This is a genomic window from Isachenkonia alkalipeptolytica (genome assembly GCF_009910325.1).
Lineage (GTDB): Bacteria > Bacillota > Clostridia > Peptostreptococcales > T1SED10-28 > Isachenkonia > Isachenkonia alkalipeptolytica.
In genome coordinates, this window is the sequence record NZ_SUMG01000001.1 from 1 (window position 1) to 18015 (window position 18015).

At 42.7% G+C, this 18015-nt stretch carries 14 protein-coding genes and 1 tRNA gene; 14 read left to right on the top strand and 1 reads right to left on the bottom strand.

Features of this window, described 5'->3' with window-relative positions:
- Positions 1 to 796: 796 nt before the first annotated feature.
- The 6 genes from ISALK_RS00005 to ISALK_RS00030 all read left to right on the top strand — a co-directional run bounded on the left by ISALK_RS00005 (position 797) and on the right by ISALK_RS00030 (position 5352).
- Positions 797 to 1054, top strand: a complete 258-nt coding sequence (locus ISALK_RS00005) for a hypothetical protein (protein WP_160718184.1) — start codon at positions 797 to 799, stop codon at positions 1052 to 1054.
- Between the two features lie 386 nt (positions 1055 to 1440).
- Positions 1441 to 1884 (top strand): hypothetical protein, encoded by a 444-nt coding sequence (locus tag ISALK_RS00010; RefSeq protein ID WP_160718185.1) that lies wholly within the window; start codon positions 1441 to 1443, stop codon positions 1882 to 1884.
- Positions 1885 to 2183: 299 nt separating this feature from the next.
- Entirely contained in the window at positions 2184 to 2573 is a 390-nt protein-coding gene (locus ISALK_RS00015; protein ID WP_160718186.1) for a hypothetical protein, read from the top strand.
- A 244-nt stretch (positions 2574 to 2817) separates the two neighbouring features.
- Positions 2818 to 3531, top strand: a complete 714-nt coding sequence (locus tag ISALK_RS00020) for a DUF6199 family natural product biosynthesis protein (protein WP_160718187.1) — start codon at positions 2818 to 2820, stop codon at positions 3529 to 3531.
- Positions 3532 to 3637: 106 nt separating this feature from the next.
- Positions 3638 to 4297, top strand: a complete 660-nt coding sequence (locus ISALK_RS00025) for a DUF5673 domain-containing protein (RefSeq protein WP_160718188.1) — start codon at positions 3638 to 3640, stop codon at positions 4295 to 4297.
- Between the two features lie 227 nt (positions 4298 to 4524).
- Positions 4525 to 5352 carry an amidohydrolase family protein gene (locus tag ISALK_RS00030; protein WP_160718189.1) on the top strand — a complete coding sequence of 276 codons (828 nt, stop codon included), beginning with the start codon at positions 4525 to 4527 and terminating at the stop codon, positions 5350 to 5352.
- A 67-nt stretch (positions 5353 to 5419) separates the two neighbouring features.
- Here the strand turns inward: ISALK_RS00030 and ISALK_RS00035 are convergent.
- A tRNA-Ala gene (locus ISALK_RS00035) sits at positions 5420 to 5494 on the bottom strand.
- Between the two features lie 128 nt (positions 5495 to 5622).
- On the opposite strand from ISALK_RS00035, the gene ISALK_RS00040 reads away from it, so the two are divergent.
- From ISALK_RS00040 to ISALK_RS00075, 8 genes are all read left to right on the top strand, one after another.
- Positions 5623 to 6588 (top strand): ROK family protein, encoded by a 966-nt coding sequence (locus ISALK_RS00040; protein ID WP_160718190.1) that lies wholly within the window; start codon positions 5623 to 5625, stop codon positions 6586 to 6588.
- 139 nt (positions 6589 to 6727) lie between these two features.
- Entirely contained in the window at positions 6728 to 8863 is a 2136-nt protein-coding gene (locus ISALK_RS00045; protein WP_160718191.1) for a glycoside hydrolase family 31 protein, read from the top strand.
- Between the two features lie 41 nt (positions 8864 to 8904).
- Positions 8905 to 10383, top strand: coding sequence for a 4-alpha-glucanotransferase (malQ, locus tag ISALK_RS00050; protein WP_160718192.1), 1479 nt, complete (start codon positions 8905 to 8907; stop codon positions 10381 to 10383).
- 4 nt (positions 10384 to 10387) lie between these two features.
- On the top strand, positions 10388 to 12745 hold the full coding sequence (locus tag ISALK_RS00055; protein WP_236660210.1) for a glycogen/starch/alpha-glucan phosphorylase: 2358 nt from the start codon (positions 10388 to 10390) through the stop codon (positions 12743 to 12745).
- Between the two features lie 303 nt (positions 12746 to 13048).
- Positions 13049 to 14377 carry a sugar ABC transporter substrate-binding protein gene (locus ISALK_RS00060; protein ID WP_160718194.1) on the top strand — a complete coding sequence of 443 codons (1329 nt, stop codon included), beginning with the start codon at positions 13049 to 13051 and terminating at the stop codon, positions 14375 to 14377.
- A 102-nt stretch (positions 14378 to 14479) separates the two neighbouring features.
- Positions 14480 to 14938 (top strand): hypothetical protein, encoded by a 459-nt coding sequence (locus ISALK_RS00065; RefSeq protein WP_160718195.1) that lies wholly within the window; start codon positions 14480 to 14482, stop codon positions 14936 to 14938.
- A 13-nt stretch (positions 14939 to 14951) separates the two neighbouring features.
- The gene (locus ISALK_RS00070; protein ID WP_236660211.1) at positions 14952 to 17045 is read left to right on the top strand and encodes a carbohydrate ABC transporter permease; all 2094 of its coding nucleotides are present in this window, start codon (positions 14952 to 14954) and stop codon (positions 17043 to 17045) included.
- On the top strand, positions 17045 to 18001 hold the full coding sequence (locus tag ISALK_RS00075) for a sugar ABC transporter permease (protein ID WP_245394399.1): 957 nt from the start codon (positions 17045 to 17047) through the stop codon (positions 17999 to 18001). Before ISALK_RS00070 ends, ISALK_RS00075 begins: the two co-directional genes overlap by 1 nt.
- Positions 18002 to 18015 lie beyond the last annotated feature (14 nt).

The following is an 18015-nucleotide window of genomic DNA, read 5'->3' on the forward strand; positions in this document are numbered from 1 at the left end:
GTTAATATTACCTTTCTGATTATGTCCACCTCATTTCTTAGTCCTGAGGTTCTATTATAATAGATTTAATAGTATTTGGGACATAGTCACTTGTGATATATTAAGACATTATCATATATGGATCATAGGAAAAAAGAATGAAATTAATTATAGTTGTGATCCTTTTTAATCATATGGAATGAAGAACCAGGTGGTACCGAAGTGTAGAGGTGTTGAAAAGGATGCGAATTCGGAATATGGGTTTAGTTACCGAAGTAATCGTTTTATATGGAAATGTGTAACGGTAAAAAGAAATGGAAATACTAGATGAGTTGGCAAAATAGCCTATTGGTGTTTCGATAATATGATTGTACATACATAAGTATTGGGGCACAGGGGAAAATTTATAAGAAATGAAAGTATAGTCATCGAGGTGGTTGCGAAAAAAGAAATAAAAGAAAATAGAGATAAAAAGCTTAAAGACAGAAAGTACGATTGGTGGTATTACAGATGTTTTGTCTTTCTAACCGGAGCGAGTGAGCATTATAAGGTTTATAAATATATGGATATTCAAAGACAGATTCATGAAAGTTGTTCTTTGCCGCAGCTGCTTCTAACACAGCGTTAGCAACATATGGTTGAGGAATGAAAATCGGGTTAAGGTGTCGCTAACCCTAGAAACGTTCTCGGAAATCATACACAAAGAAAAGTAGTGCGCATTACAATCTAGCGAAAAAGGTAATGCAAGCACTGGTAGATTATATTGTTATAAAAATGAATGTAGATGATTAAAATATTTTAAAAAGGGTGGTTCAATTTGAGTGAAATTAACGAAAATGGAGTAAACAAAAATGACAGAAAAGAAGTAGTGGAATATGATGAAAAAAGTGTCCCCTTGAACGTTGTATCGTTCTTATTTCCGCCGATCGGTCTTGTTTTGTATACTTACTTTGGTTGGAATAACAGGTATCCTATAAAATCATCTTCCATAGGAAAGTGGGCTTTTGCAGGTCTTTGTGTAGGTCTTCTGATGTTTTTACTTGAGTTGTATGTATTCCAACTTCGTATCAGTTAAGGCTCTAGAAAAAAGAAAGATAATAAGATCAAAAAAAATAATAGTGAAATGTGATTTGTCTCAGTTCATTTCTAGATCATATTAAGACTAGAAAAATGGAAAGGATTATATCCAGAGAATACTAATATAAACGTGAGTAGGCACGATAGAAAGGTCCCCGGGATAGATAGCCTGGAGAAATATAAATGTATGACTTCCGAGAACAGCGTATTTCCAACGCTGCGAGAAAAGGTAGAATTGATCAGTCGTAAACACGCAGAACGTTAGTTGACACCCCAATGTCGGGGCAGGACTTTGGGGTCAGTTGTTTTGTTTAATGCTACTGAAAATCAGATGAAAAAAGCGACTTAAAAACATTTATGCATTATCAAGGAGGAACTATGAATATGAAAAGGTTAATATATTTAAGTATTATTGCTACAGTTATATTAATGCTCACTGGATGCACAACCCAATCATTGCCAACAAATGTTGAAGGACAATGGGATTTGGAGACAATTTTTAATGAGAGTGGTGAAATTTTGAGTGTTGGGAAAGCCTATAATAATTATGATGATTGGGGCGGACAAAAAGAAGATATCGGGATTATCTTTAATAAAGATAACACTTTTGAAACAAAGGGTTTTGAAAAAAACCTGTTAGGTAAATATAATAAGAACCAGGAGCTTAGTACTAAAGATGCAATTGCAATTAACATGGATATTGATAATGGAACTGAAATAATAGCTACCTATGGGATAAGACAATATCAAGATGGAGAGGAAGTAGATTCTTTAATATTTACAGTAGATAAGAAGATATATTCTTTTATTAAACCAATAACCAATTAAGACACATTATCTATTTAATATGGTATAAGAAAGTGAAATGGGTTGTGGCATCAACTAACAATGCATTGCCAGCTCCGCTACGCTTCGCCCCAAACCTTTTCGCTGGGAGACAAGCTCCACCAAGAAGTATTCTTTTAGGGTCCAGCTCAAAGGCTTCGGCAATGCGAAACGTTATATGCAAGCCCTGCAAATAATAATTAAAGGAAATAACAAAAAATAAATAGATTCTCATCAGAAAAATTTAGCTAAACGAATTTAGAGGAAGACTGTTCATTAAAGTTTTCTGGAAGGAGTATGTAATGAAAAAAGGTTTAAAGAAAAAACATTATATTATTTTACTGAGTACACTTCTTATTATTGGCGTTGTCGGTTATGTTGGAATATTATCTTTTCAGACCGATTTAAGTTTTGAAGAGATTGGAGAGGTGCAACCAGGCATCAAGGTGTTCCCGGATCATGTGCGTATTTATGGCGCTGTTCCGATTAATCAACTATACGTTACTGGAGTTGATTATTCTGTTCAAAATCAAACATTATACATAAACCTTAAAGGTTTTAAAATACCATTAATAAGCACAAGGGACGGGGAATATTATTATGAGATAGAGGTTGACTCAAGTGATTACGATAAAGTGGTTTATAATGGATTTGATAAAGAAGATGATTTGGTGCTTTACAGAGCAAGATAAAATATTTATGATTATTCAGCTGAAATACAAAAGTTTGAATCATCGGGCCTGCATATAACACAGCGTTAGCAACATATGGTTGAGGAATGAAAATCGGGTTAAGGAGTCGCTAACCCTAGAAACGTTATATGCAAGCCCTGTAGATAGAAAAATGAAAAATAGATAGAGTACATTACATTTAGTTAAACAGTTATTTAAAGGTCAGATACAATGAAAAGATTATATCCTATAGGAGATGTTTGTTATGAGTGTTATTTGGGGAGAGGAAAGCCCAAAGGTACGGGGAAAGTGGCTGCTGATTGCTGTGGTTGTTCTGATTGCTTTGAATTTCTTTTTGAATTTGGTAATATATCGTCAAGATGCCTCCTTTGAAGTTGAAGGAACTCGTTTTCAGTTTACAGGACACGAAGGAGATCAAATCTATTTTAAAGACCAAGATCAGGAAGAATTAACGGTTACCATCGAAGATCCGGAAGAAAACTTAGTGTCCTTCGCAACAAACTACCGAGTTGACTATCAGGATTACGAACTACATGTTGCATCAGATAATTATTACGAAAAAGGGTTTCGAGTGCAGCGAAATGAGGGAACGGAGTACATTGAAACCATTACTGAAAGTAGTGCATTTGTGGAAGGAAGAGGAAATATTCCTTCAAGAAATCGCGGGGACATCCGGGAACTTCCCTTCGATGTACAAGTAGTCTATGAATTAGAAGGCACCGTACCCTATGTAGAGGTAGGTTTTATCAGCAATAAGGGCATGAGCTTTTTATCTTTAAGCTTTATGTCCATTGTAGGCGTATTCTTGATTCTTCTTCCTGACATCACTTGGAAAGTGGAACATTTTTTATGGGTAGCTAAAGGAGAACCTTCGGAACTTTATTTAGGGCTACATATCACCGGAGGCATATTAGCCTTGATCATAGTATTTGTGACTTACTATGGGATGATGTTTTAACTCTAGCTATTAGAAAAAAATAGTCGTCCTACCTAAAAGTAGAGGCAGTAGGTTATTGGAGAACAATTGATAATGGAATAATTCATGAGAAGAGGTGATTTAAATAATGAGTGGAAGCTTATTTATTATATTTGTCAGCGGTATGATTCTTTTGACAATCATTAGTGTCCTCAAAATTAATGTTGACAGAAAACAGAGAGAAGATCAGGAGTTAATTAGATTGAATAGAAACACAACTGACTTAATTATGGGATTTATCTGGACGGCATTATTCATTGTATGGTCCGCAGTATTTAGTTACATTGCGCTAAACGTGTACCAGGGGTTAAGTGAAGAATATATGGATAGCTTTTCCCAATTATTTGATATCGAATATTTGAGTAGTTTGAGGCTATACTTTTCTGAGAACCTTATGCTGTCGGAACTCAGTACCATAGCATACTTAGAAAACAATTTTTTCATGATGTTATCTTGGATGATCGGTACGCTTTGTTTATCCATCATATTTATTCATAGAGGATTGCAGAAAAATAAAATTTACAAAAACGGAATACTAGTGAACAACAAATTTGTAAATTGGGAGAAAGTTAACAATTATGAGTGGAGTAAAATTTATGAGAAGAGCTTATTTAAAAAGAATAAATACTACGAATTAATTGTCAGTCTCCCTGAGGCAAAACTATGGAATTCAAAAAATAAAGTTAATCTTGAAGTTGATTATAATAATAAAGAAAGAGTAGAAAACATGTTAAAAAAATATAATTAACGGACTGTAACTATTGATTAACCTTCGGGCAAGGGCAGTCCACACTCGCTCTTAGGGTAGAATTTTGGGGTAACGCGAGTGTCGGTAAGGGCAAGAACGAACGTTGTATGCAATCGCTTTAGAAGATTAAAGTTTTCTTTAGGGGATATCCGCACCCCGTACTTTCAGCGGAAACAAAGTTCCTTCAAAGGGGGAGCTTTAAATATATTATGCTAGGAGGAATAAAAGTGAATTGGAACACAATACCAAAAATAGATGCCCATGTACATATTTTGCCAGAAGAGAATAGAAGAAGCTTTATTAAATATCAAGGGCAAGATTGTGTATGGGCTAAAGCTGAACTATCTCAATATATAAAACATATGGATGAATATAATATTGAAAAGGCTATATTACAACCAACTAATGATGCTTATATGTATTTTTCTGCTAGGAAAACCAATGAATATCTAGCTGAAATAGTTAAAAAATATCCGAATCGATTCCTAGCTTTTGCAGATATTAGTTTTAATGGTTCCTATATTTTAGATGAAGCACCTAAGGAATTAGAATACGCTATAAAGCAATTAGGCCTAAGTGGATTGAAAATTCATCCAAGCAATCTAAATATCGATGCAGATGACCTTCGCTTAATTCCGGTATTAAGAAAGGCTGCGGAGTTAAAAGTTCCGGTGATGTATCATGCCAATCCATGCTTAACAGGGTTTCACGATAATTGCGCACCTGATAAGATTAACAAAATGATAAAAATCTTTCCGGATATACAATTTATTACAGCTCATATGGGAGGGATGAAGTATTTGGATGCTTTGTCCGGCTGTAAGTGGGTAGATATCTCTTTTATATTGCCTGAGTTCATTGGATTGTATGGCTTAGAACAAACAAATAGAATTCTTCGAATGTTTGGCGCAGATCGATTAATATTTGGGACAGATTATCCGGAAAGAGAATACAAAGTATATTGCTCTATACTGGATAAAATGGACTTCACAGAGGAAGAAAAAAGAAAAATAGCATATGGAAATATTAAATTAGTTTTGCAAATAGCAAAGTGACTTGTCCGGAAAAAAAGAAACCTCTGTCGGCGACCGACAGAGGTTTCTTTTTTTTCCCTTTTTCAATTGGTGGAACTGAGGGGATTCGAACCCCTGACCCCTTGACTGCCAGTCAAGTATTCTCCCACTGAACTACAGTCCCGAATTTCTTACAACAAGATATATTATAAAGCAAAGTTGAGAAAAAGTAAAGGGGATCTACAAAAAAGAATTTCCGGGGGAAATATGGTATAATAAGCACATCAATTTAGGATGGTAAGGAGGATGGGTATGAAAAAGCATCAGCAACAAAAAATGATCGGCATCGATTTAGGGGGGACGAGCATTAAGTTCGGCCTGGTTTCTTCCGGGGGGGAGATCCTTAGAAAAACCAAAAGGAAAACTCCGGCTTCCAAAAATTTCGAAGGGGTACTGGCAGTGATCCAAGGGGAAGTGGAAGGGATATTACAGGAAGAGGGACTGGAAAAAAAGGATATTTACGGCGTGGGCATAGGAATTCCCGGCGTTGCCAATGGAAAGGGGGAGGTGGTGTTTGCCAACAATCTCTTTTGGAAAAACAAGCCCCTGCAGCGGGAGTTGGAAATACGACTGGGTATTCGGGTGAAAGTGGGAAATGATGCCTCCTTGGCGGGATTTGGAGAATTCCATTTCGGAGCCATGGAAAACACAAGGAACGCCTTATTGTTGACCCTGGGTACGGGACTGGGTGCCGGGGTGATCATTCACGGGAAGGTTTTTCACGGCAGTCATTATCTGGGCACGGAAATCGGGCATATGATCGTGGGAGAAAATTTCTATGATTGCAATTGCGGCAATAACGGTTGTTTGGAAACCTTTGCCTCCGCCACGGCATTGGTGAAGTACGTGAATCATCTGCTGGATGCCCAGGAACCCTCAAGCCTGAAGGACCTTCGGGAAGGGCAACAAAAACCCCTAACCCCCCAGCAGATTTTTGAAGCCGCAAGAAAACAGGATGAAGTAGCGCTGAAGGCCCTGAACCGCTTTACCCGCTACCTTGCCGTGGGAATGGCCAATCTGATTAATATTTTTGATCCCGAGGTCATTGCCCTGGGAGGAGGTCTTAGTGAAAGCGGCGAGTTGTTCTTACCGGAACTTCGAAGAAGGACCAAGACCATGACCTATGTAAAGGAGAATAATCCTACGGAAATCGTGATCGCAGACCTTAAAAATGATGCAGGGATTTTGGGCAGTGCCATGTTCGTATTGAAGGAGTAATTTTGCAAAGAGTTTTACAATAGTATGAAAAGTGTGATATTATATTAAAAAAAAGAAGGCAATCGTTTGCATAAATTTGAAAAAGCGGCGATAATTAACAAAGATGATCGGGAGTAAAGCCCGGAAAGGAGGCAAAATCGTGAAGTCTTTAAGGCATAAGAACGGGGTGGAAGAATTTGTATTCGGAACCCCGGTGAGTACCGGAGCGGTTGTGGAAAAGGGACGGGCGGAGAACATCGAATTCCGGGAAAACATCACTCTGGGAGAGCCCACCCTGTTGACATTCGACTTAGAACCGGAGGACCGAATTTACGGCCTGGGAGAGCACTTGGGAAGCATCAACCGGCGGGGAAGAAGGTTCCGGTCCTATTGCCGGGATGAGGCCAATCATACCGAGGACAAAAATGAACTATACGGAGCCCACAACTTTTTTATTCATGTAAAGGATCATCAACAGATCGGCTACTTCATTGATTTTCCCGGGGAGGTAGTGTATGATACCGGTTTTCAGGAGGAGGAGGTCTTTTCCATTGAAATTTACGGAAAAAACTTTCGGATCTTAAAAATTTTCGGAGACACCCCGGAGAAAATTGTCACAGGATTTCTTCAAGCAATAGGAAAAGCCTATATTCCTCCGAAGTGGGCCTTCGGTTATTTTCAAAGCCGCTGGGGATATAAGGATCAAAAAGAGATCGAAGAAGTTTATCACCGGTTTAAAAAGGAAGACCTGCCCCTCGAGGGGATTTACCTGGACTTGGACTACATGGAGGATTTTAAAAACTTCACGGTGTCCAAGGAGCGGTTTCCCGATTTTAAAGAATTCGTGGGGAAATTGAAAAAAGAGGGCGTTTATCTAATACCGATCATTGACGCCGGGGTAAAGATCGAAGCGGGCTATGATACTTATGAGGAAGGAATCAAAGGAAAGCACTTTTGTCTCGACGGTGAAGAAAACCCTTACGTTGCCGCGGTTTGGCCGGGAAAGGTGCATTTCCCCGATTTTCTGCAAAGCAAAACCAGATCCTGGTTCGGAGACCAGTATCGTTTTCTAACGGACCTGGGCATCGAAGGGGTCTGGAATGATATGAATGAACCGGCAATCTTCTATGACGAAAAAAACCTGGAGGAAGCCGTGGACTTAGCCTCGGAGTGCCGGGGAAAAAATTTGAATGTTCATCAGTTTTTCCAGTTGAAGGATACCTTTGCCAACCTGTTAAATAATGAGGACTACCATCAGCGGTTTTATCATCGGATGGAAGCGAAAAAACATCTTCATCGGGATGTACATAATCTGTATGGGGATTATATGACCCGGGCGGCCAACGAGGGTTTGGGGAAACATTTAAAGCGACGCTTTCTATTGATTTCCAGGGCCTCCAGCATCGGCATGCATCGATACGGCGGGATCTGGACCGGAGATAATGCCTCCTGGTGGACCCATTTGGAGGAAAATATTCGGATGATGCCCTCGATTAACATGTGCGGTTTTTATTATATCGGTGCGGATACCGGCGGTTTTGGAGGCCAGTGCTCCGGGGAGCTTTTGACCCGATGGTTCCAGTTCAGTGCTTTTGCCCCCCTGTTTAGAAATCACTCGGCCCTGGATACCCGGCCCCAGGAACCCTACGCCTTTTCAAAGGAAGTACTGGAGCATTCCAGAAGTTTACTGAAATGCCGCTATCGATTAATTCCCTACCTCTACTCCACTTATATGAAGGCGGTGGAAAATTATCAGCTGTTTTTCAAACCCATGGCCTTCCAGTACCCCAAGGAGTATGAAGCCGTGGAGGATCAGCTGTTAATCGGAGAGGAGCTGATGCTTGCTCCAATCCATAAAAAGAATCAATCCCACAGACTGGTGGACCTTCCGGAAAAAATGGCCCTGGTTACCCTTAGGGAAGAGGAGGCGGATCTAACCCTGGCCCCGGCAGGCCCCCAAAGGCTGTCTTACGACCTGGATCATTTGCGCTTCTTTCTCAGACCGAACCAAATGATTCCCTTGGGAGAAGGAAAAAACAATGTGTCGAAATTATCCCTGGAGAAACTGGAGGTACTGGCCTACATCCGGGAGGGGGGAGCCCATGTTTTCTATGATGATGACGGCATCAGCATGGGAGAGAAGAATCAAGAGCGAATGCATATTACCATAACCCCCCGGGAAAACTCCTATGATATAGCGGTGAAAAAACCCCACGGGGCTTTAAAAAGTATTGATTTTAAAATCATCAACCACCGGGGAGAGATTCAGAGGATCCATTATAAAATCAAAGAATGATGGATGTTTTCGGGGAATTACTGGAGAATAAGGAGGTTCTTATGTTTAAACGTTCAAACGGAATTTTACTGCACATCTCTTCCTTACCGGGGGAGTACGGCATTGGAGATTTTGGCAAGGAAGCCTACAATTTTGTGGATTTTTTAGAACGATCCGGGGTGAACTATTGGCAGATTCTGCCCCTAGGGATTACCGGATATGGTGATTCCCCCTACCAAAGCTTTTCCGCCTTTGCGGGCAATCCCTATTTCATCGATCTGGATGAATTGCTGCAGGAAGGTTTTTTAACCGAGGAGGAGGTAGGAGGGGAAAATCTTAATAAAAACCCTGAAAAAGTAGACTATCTGCATTTATATGAAGGGAAATTGGCCCTTCTCAGAAAAGCCTATGAAAGAGGGAAAGAGCCTCTGAAAAGCGCCCTGGAAGAGTATTATCAGGAAAACTTCAGCTGGTTGCAGGAGTTTGCCCTTTATATGGCAATTAAAAAAGCCCACGGAGAAAAATCCTGGCTGGAATGGGATAAGGAGTACCGCAATTGGCGATCCCGGGAGGTAAGAACCTTTGTGGCAAGCCATCAGGAGGAAATCTTCTTTTGGATTTTCACCCAGTACTATTTTGACCGCCATTGGCATCGGTTAAAAACCTACGCCAATGACAAAGGGATAGAAATTATCGGGGACCTTCCCATCTATGTCTCCGAGGACAGTGCCGACGTATGGAAAAATCCGGAGCTCTTCCGATTGGATGAAAACTTAAAACCCATCACCGTGGCCGGCTGCCCTCCCGATGCTTTTTCCAGCACCGGACAGCTTTGGGGAAATCCGATCTATGACTGGGAGCGTATGAAAGACATCGGCTATCAGTGGTGGATCAAACGAATCGCCCACAGTTTTAAGTTGTACGATGTGTTAAGAATTGATCATTTTCGAGGCTTTGAAGCCTACTGGGAGGTGCCCTACGGCGAGGATACGGCAACCTTCGGAGAATGGACCAAGGGACCGGGGATTGAGCTCTTTGAAGCCATCAAAGAAGAACTGGGGGACCTAAGAATTATCGCCGAGGACTTAGGGTACCTTACCCCCGAGGTGGAGGAGCTGATCCGTGATTCCGGATATCCAGGCATGAAGGTGCTGCAATTTGCCTTTGATCCCCGGGAGGAAAGCGATTACCTGCCTCATAATTACAATAAGAACTCCGTGGTCTACACGGGAACCCATGACAACCATACCGTACGGGGATGGACGGAGAATATCCCCGGGGAAGAGCTGGATTTTGCGAAAAAATATTTAAAGCTTGATGAGGTGGAGGGCTGCCCTTGGGGCATGATCCGAGGAGCTTGGAGCTCCGTATCGAATATTGCCGTGGCCCCCATGCAGGACTTTTTAGAACTGGGGGACGAAGCCCGGATGAATATCCCTTCCACTTTGGGAGACAACTGGGACTGGCGGATGGAAAAACACCAACTGATAGAAGACCTGGCAAGAAGAATCGATGATTTGAACAAGACCTATGGGAGGTAATAAGATGGACAGAGAAACACTATTAGAAAAAATGGAGGCCCGTTTATTAACAGAGGCGAAAAAAACCATGGAAAAAGCTTCGGAAAAGGAGAAATATCATGCCCTGTCGAAGGTGGTAATGGAGGAAATTGCGCCAAATTGGATTCAGAGTGAGGAGCGCTTTACAAATTCGAAAAAAGCCTATTACCTTTCCTCCGAATATCTGATGGGAAGAGCCCTCACCAATAATCTGATCAATATGCAAATCAAGGAACAGGTAGAAGAGATCCTGGAAGCGGAGGGCATGGAGTTCGATGCCTTAGAAGAACAGGAAGAGGATGCGGCCCTGGGAAACGGAGGCCTTGGAAGACTGGCCGCCTGTTTTTTGGATTCCGCCGCAACGAAGGATTATCCCCTAATGGGTTATGGAATACGGTATCAATACGGAATCTTTAAGCAGGAATTTAATAACGGCTTTCAAGTGGAAAAGGGAGATGACTGGACCCGGGACGGGGACCCTTGGTCGGTGAAACGACGGGACCGGGCGGTTACCGTGCAGTTTCATGATGAAGAGGTGGTGGCCCTGCCCTATGACATGCCCATTGTGGGCTACGGAAAAAACACCATCAACACCCTGAGGCTGTGGGAGGCCCACGGAAAGAAAGCCTTCGACTTGGAAACCTTTAATCGCCAGGATTACCAAGGAGCCTTGGAAGAGGAAATTAAAGCCAGCGCAATTTCCAAGGTCCTCTATCCCGACGACTCCACAGAGGAAGGGAAAATCCTGCGGCTAAAACAGCAATACTTCTTTGTTTCCGCATCCCTGCAGGATTTGATTCATAAATATAAGGAAACCCATGAGGACTTTCGGGAGTTCCATCGTTTCCATGCCATTCAATTAAATGATACCCACCCTGCGGTGGCAGTGCCGGAGTTGATGCGACTCTTAACCACGGAAGAGGAACTGAGCTGGGAGGATGCCTGGGAGGTAACCACCAAGACCCTGGCCTATACCAATCACACCTTGATGGCGGAGGCCCTGGAGCAATGGCCCGTGGACTTTTACAAAAAGTTGCTACCGGAGATTTATGAAATCATTCATCGAATCCACAATCAATTATTGGTGGAGCTTCGGGATCGGGGAATAAGCAGTCCGGAAGAATTCCAGATTATCCATCATGACAGTATTAAAATGGCCTGGTTGTCCATCTATGGCACTCATTCCACCAACGGGGTGGCGGAGCTGCATACCAACCTGCTCAAAAATATTGAACTGAAGCACTGGTATGATCTATACCCCGATCGTTTTAATAACAAGACCAACGGCATTACCCAACGAAGATGGCTGTTAAAGAGCAACCCGGAACTGTCGGAGCTGATTACGGAACTCCTGGGAGGGGACGACTGGGTGGTGAACCTGGAAAAACTGCAGGGACTGAGGAAGTACGGCGAGGATGAAAAGGTTTTGGAACGCTTTGACGACATCAAAAGAGAGAAAAAGCGGGAGTTGGCGGACTTCATTCAAATCCATGAGGACATTACCATCGATCCGGAATCCATTTACGATATTCAAATTAAACGACTTCATGAATATAAGCGACAACTCTTAATGGCCTTTTATATCCTGGATCGTTATTATCGTATAAAAGATAACCCGAAAGAGGAAATGTATCCAAGAACCTTTATTTTCGGAGCAAAAGCGGCACCGGGGTACTTCCGGGCCAAGGGAATCATTAAGTTTATCAATGAAGTGAAAAAACTGGTAAATGAAGACCCGGACATGCGAGGGAAAATGAAGGTGGTCTTTGTGGAAAACTACCGGGTTTCCTATGCGGAGAAGCTGTTTCCCGCTGCGGATTTATCGGAGCAAATCTCCACCGCCGGTAAGGAAGCTTCCGGAACAGGGAATATGAAATTCATGTTAAACGGAGCCCCCACCATCGGTACCTATGACGGGGCCAACATTGAAATCGTCGAGGAAGCGGGAGAAGAGAACAACTTCATCTTTGGCCTCCGGGTTGAGGATATCGAAAGCATAAGGGAAAGCTATGACCCGAAGGTGCCCTACGAAAAGGTAGCGGGACTGAAAAGGGTAGTGGATACCCTGGTGGACGGAACCTTTGATGATGAAAATACCGGGATGTTCCAGGATCTTTATGACGCCCTGTTAAAAGGCGCCCACTGGCATAAACCGGATCATTATTTCATTTTACAGGACTTTGAGGACTACCGGAGAACCCAGCGACAGGTAGAAGAAGCTTACAGGGACCGGAAAAACTGGATGAAAAAAGCCTGGGCCAACGTCGCCGGCGCCGGGAAATTCAGCTCCGACCGTACCATTGAACAGTATGCCAAGGAAATTTGGGAACTTCAAAAAGGGTAAGAGCACAGGCAGGAAGATAAAAACTGTAATTTATCTAAAAAAAGACAGCTCATAAAAAAAAAGACAGCTCATAAAAAAAGACAGCCCATGAAAAGCTTGGGCCGGGTGGATTTTACCCGGCCCTTTTTTTATCAATCTTGGAAAAGTAATGAAAACTAATAGAAATTTTCAAATTATTGTTGTAACTTTTTCGGGGAGAAGGTATAATAGTTCCATAGACATATTTTTTTACCCGTTTATGCAATCGATTGCATCCGTGGAATAGGGAAGCAGTCTTGAAAAAAAATTAAGGGAGGATGTACAATGAAAAAAGTTATGAGCTTATTGTTAGTCTTAGTGTTGGGTTTTGCTTTAATGGCCTGCGGTGGAGACGACGACAATGGAGAAAACGGCGGGACGGATCTTGATGAAGCAGAAGGTTTAACCGGTTCCATTTCCGTACAAGTGGAAGAAGATTGGTTACCGATTTATGAAGCGGCCAGAGACCGTGTGTTGGAAGACAACCCCGACGCAACCATCGAGTTTATTCAAACCCCTTCGTTTGATCACTTAGATGTACTGGATTCCACGGATCCCACCAATGAAGACGTGGCGGATCTTTATGCGATTCCTGCGGACCGAATTTTCGGCCTGTATCAAAACGATGCTTTAGCAGCGCTGGATGCTTTAGAATTAGCGGACAGTGTCGGAGGCTTTGCTGACTATGAAGCAGGACTCGGCGGAAACTTTGTAATTAATGACGAGTATATGGCTTTTCCGATGAATATTGAAACCCTGATTAACTTTGCAAACACAGCCAATGCAGAAGACTTAGGAATAGACCTGGGTTCTGAAATCGAATTTACGGATTTAGAACCGGAGGAAATGCTGATTCCCGTATTTGATGCCTGGTTCGGAGTAGCCTTTACCAACAGTGCCGATGTAGAATTTTTGGGCCATGATGAGAACGATGAATTATACTCTGACTTAACCCAAGATTTTGCAGATTTAGATCCTGAAAAACAAGCGGTATTTGAAGCCTTATTTGACTACTGGCAAGCCCACCATGAAGCGGGAACCGACCTTTGGGACGAAGAAGCGGCATGGGGTTATATGGATTCTGAGTTTACCACCGGCGGAAACACGGCCCTTCGAATTGAAGGACCCTGGTCCACAGGAAACCTCTCAAGCCAAGCGGGAGACGGCGAGGACCTGGATATTTTACCCCTAAGCCAGGTAACCATTAACGGAAATCCCATGGCTCACTGGCAAGGCGGTTGGGGACTGGTTCTAAACTCCAGAATCGAAATGGATGAAGACCAAATGCTTCTCGGCCATCGAATGATTGAAGAGATCATGAATACGGATTACGCGGTGGAGTTCTTTGAAGCCAGCGGAAAGATCATGGAGAATGTGGACGCATCGGTGTACACGGAGTCCGACGAACTATCCGATACGGATAAAGAAGTTATCGCAGCGGTAATTGAGTCCTATAATGAAGCGCCGGCCAGACCATTATTTACTGAATGGGGCCAAGTGTGGGATACCTGGAAAAACGGAATGCTTTCCTGGTCCGCAGTAGAACCGGCCAACGTAGAAGAAGCCTATCAGGAAATTCAAGCTTCTTTTGAAGCCATGATGCTGAACTACTAGAAACGACCATCCTTAGAAAAAATAAATAGCAGAACCAAACTAAGTAAGGTGCAGGGAAAAGGGCTCAGCCTTTCTCCCTGCACCTTTTGAAAAGGTGAAATCATGCCCAGAAACTATGTGTTGACTTCAAAAAAACTCTATATTCTTTTAATCACCATCAGTTTTTTAATCATGGCTCTTTCCTTGGAGGTTTTGATGGAAGTAAAGGACGGCAGCCGGTTTTATCAATGGTTTGAAGAAATTCAACAGTCCGAGGGGCAGGTAGTTTCAAAGGAAGAGGCCTTCGATACCTATGTGTCGGGACAAATTTTACTTTATATGCTAAACCTGGTGATCCCCCTGGGGTTTGCCCTGCACTCCTTCTTTGCTTTTAAAAAGGAGCGCATCAACAGTCTTTTTATCTATCTTTGGATGATCATGCTGATGGGAGGCATGGCTTTTACTCTGATCAGCTGGAACGTTCATTCCTTGTTTTATTATATAAGAATCATGGCATACCTGGTATTAATCGGAACCACCCTGTCTTTGATCAGGGATGTGGGAATCAGTAAAAAATGGTAAAGGTGGGAGTCCCTTGAGAAAGTACAATCGATACTTAGTAGATGAGATAGGAAACACCTATGGGCGGAAAAATCAATATTTATTGGAAATTGCCTCACTCCAGGAAGAAATGGAAGGGGTTTCTAAGGAAGAGAAAAAAGCCTTAAAAAGCAAAGTTCAGGAATTGATCAAAAACAAAAAAGAGCACTCCTATCATAAAGCCTATGAAGCCTATGAGCAGGAGAAAAAATTGTTTTGGAAAAAGTTGAAGGAACAGTCGAAAGTCTATGAAAAAACCTTGGGGAAAGAGACATCCTGGAATTTAAGAAGGTTTAAGGTGAAAGAATTTAAAGCGAAGAAGAAGGAAGAATTTTTCAAGAAGTATGTGGAACTAGCCTATGAAGCCGACTATTATTATGAAGAGGCAAAACTTGAACAGAAATATTATCCTGAAATTATCGCCACTTATACTGAAAAACTAAAGGATTTACAACAAGCGAAAGAACAACGCTTAGAACTTAGCAACGAAGAGGAAGCTGAGGCAAAGAAGCGTTTTAGTGAATATAAACAGGAAAAGAAAGAAGAGCTGCAAAGAAACATTGAATCCTTAAAGCAAAAACGAAAAGAAAAGCTGATTTCCGACAAGGCTTTGAAAAACGGGAAAAAAGAGTTAAAACATCGATATAAAAAGGCCCTGACCCTAAAGGCTTTGGAGTCTCCGAAAAAAGAAAATCAGGAATTGATCCGAACCCTGAGGCATGAACTGAAGGAACGGCCGAAGCAAATGGTAAAAACCCTCAACGCCGATATTGCCGACAAAAGAAGAAAGATCCCCATCGAAGTGGAAAAAACCCGGCCGATCATCGCCTACAGTACCTTCTTTCTTCCGGGGCTGGGACAGCTTTTGAATAAACAGTTTGTTAAAGCCGGACTTTTTTTGTTGGCCTCCTTTTTCATTTACTTTGCGGCTATACCCTATGCCTTGGGTTATGGAAATTATCAGGGGGACGGTATTTCCGGGCTGATCACCCTGGCGGAGGGCGCCCCCCGGGTGTATACCTCCATGATGTTCTTGATCGAAGGGATTCTAGCGATTTTTCTATTGCTGATCGCCTTTGCTTTTTACGGCATTTCCGTGAAGGATATTAAATCCGTGGAGGAAAAATCCATCCGGGGCATACGACCGAAGAACTGGTTTGAGACTCTGGAAAATATCAAGCAAGACGGATTTCCCTATATGGTCTCCTTCCCCGCGCTGTTCGTAATTTTATTCATCGTGGTGGTCCCGGTTATTACCACCTTGATGCTGTCCTTTACCAATATGGATCCTCAAAATCAGTCGAAGTTCTCCTGGATCGGCCTGGATAACTACCGCTTACTGATAACCGGTGAGGGTCTGGCGGGGTCCGTATTTTGGCAGATTTTGGGATGGACCCTGGTTTGGACCTTTGTGGCCACCACCTTTGCCATAGTCATAGGTTTTGTCCTGGCCCTGATTACTAATCATGACCGCATTGTAGGGAAGAAATTTTTCCGAACCATATATCTCCTTCCCTGGGCGGTGCCCGCTTTTATTACGATTTTGTTTTTTAGTATTATGTTCTCCCCCAACGGGGCCCTGACGGATATTATCAGTAACGTTTTCGGGGAGCGGATTGTGGTCAAGCACAGCACCAATCTTACCAGGCTCACCTTGATCGGGCTCCAGGGTTGGCTGGGAAGCGCCTATATCTTCCTGCTGACCACAGGGGTACTCCAGGCAATTCCTGCGGATTTATACGAAGCGGCGGAAATCGACGGGGCAACGATTTGGCAAAAGACCCGGAGAATTACCATGCCCATTGTCCTGTTCCAGACGGCGCCGCTGCTGATTACCCAGTACACTTTTAATTTTAACAACTTCTCCATTATTTACCTGTTCCATGGAGGGGGTCCCTTTAATCCCAGCCGGTACGGGAATCTTGCCGGGGGGACCGACATTTTGGTTTCTTATATCTATAAGCTTACCATGGTCAATCAATACCAGGCCATCAGTGCGGCGATCATTTTGTTTGTATCCCTGGGAGTGATGTTCTTTGCTTACCTGGGCTTTAGAAACTCCAAGGCATTTAAGGAGGAGAGATTATAATGGATCATACGAAAAACGATCATAAAAAAACCTTTTTGGAACGGATGGGGGAGCGATTTCCCTTCTTCCAAAGAAAAAATAAAAGCAAGCTCTATCTTTCCGATCGACAGCCCCTAACCCTGCAAGGAAAAATCGGTCTGGTGATTGCACATTTGGTACTGATCCTTTGGGCCATTATTATTATCTGGCCCCTATATCAAATGGTGGTCTCCGCCTTCAACGGACTCCAGGACGGCTATCTGGTCCTGAACCGGAACTTTGCCTTCTCTCTGGAGCATTTTGAATACCTCTTTACGGAGACCTTGTATCTTGCCTGGGTGAGAAACACCCTGTTTATTTCCATTTCCACCGCTTTGTTGACGTTGTTGTTCGTCTCCTTCACCGGCTATGCCTATTCCCGGTACCGGTTTAAGGGACGGAAATCTTCGTTGATGGCGATTTTGTTAATTCAAACCATTCCCGTATTTGCCGGGATTACCGCATTTTTTACGATGCATTCCATCCTTTCCTCGGTACTGCCCTACTTTACCCGGCAGATGATGCTGATTTTGATTTACTCCGGAGGGGCTATTGCGGCGAACACCTTTATTTTAAAGGGGTATATCGACTCCATTTCCACGGAGCTGGATGATGCGGCGAAAATTGACGGTTGCAGCAATATGCAGATTTATCGACTGATTATTATGCCCGTGGCAAAGCCCATGCTGATGATCATAGGGTTATGGTCCTTTATCGGACCCTTTATGGACTTTTTAATGCCCCGGGTGCTGCTCACAAGTCCAAGCTCTTATACCTTAGCAGCGGGACTGTTTACCTTGGTGAACGATTTTCGAACTATGAATCAACCGGCTTTTGCTGCGGGAGGACTGTTAACGGCAATTCCCATTGTATTGTTGTTTATCAGTCTGCAGGGCCAGCTGGTATCCGGTCTTGCCAAAGGCTCGGTAAAGGGATAAAAGCAGTATGTAAA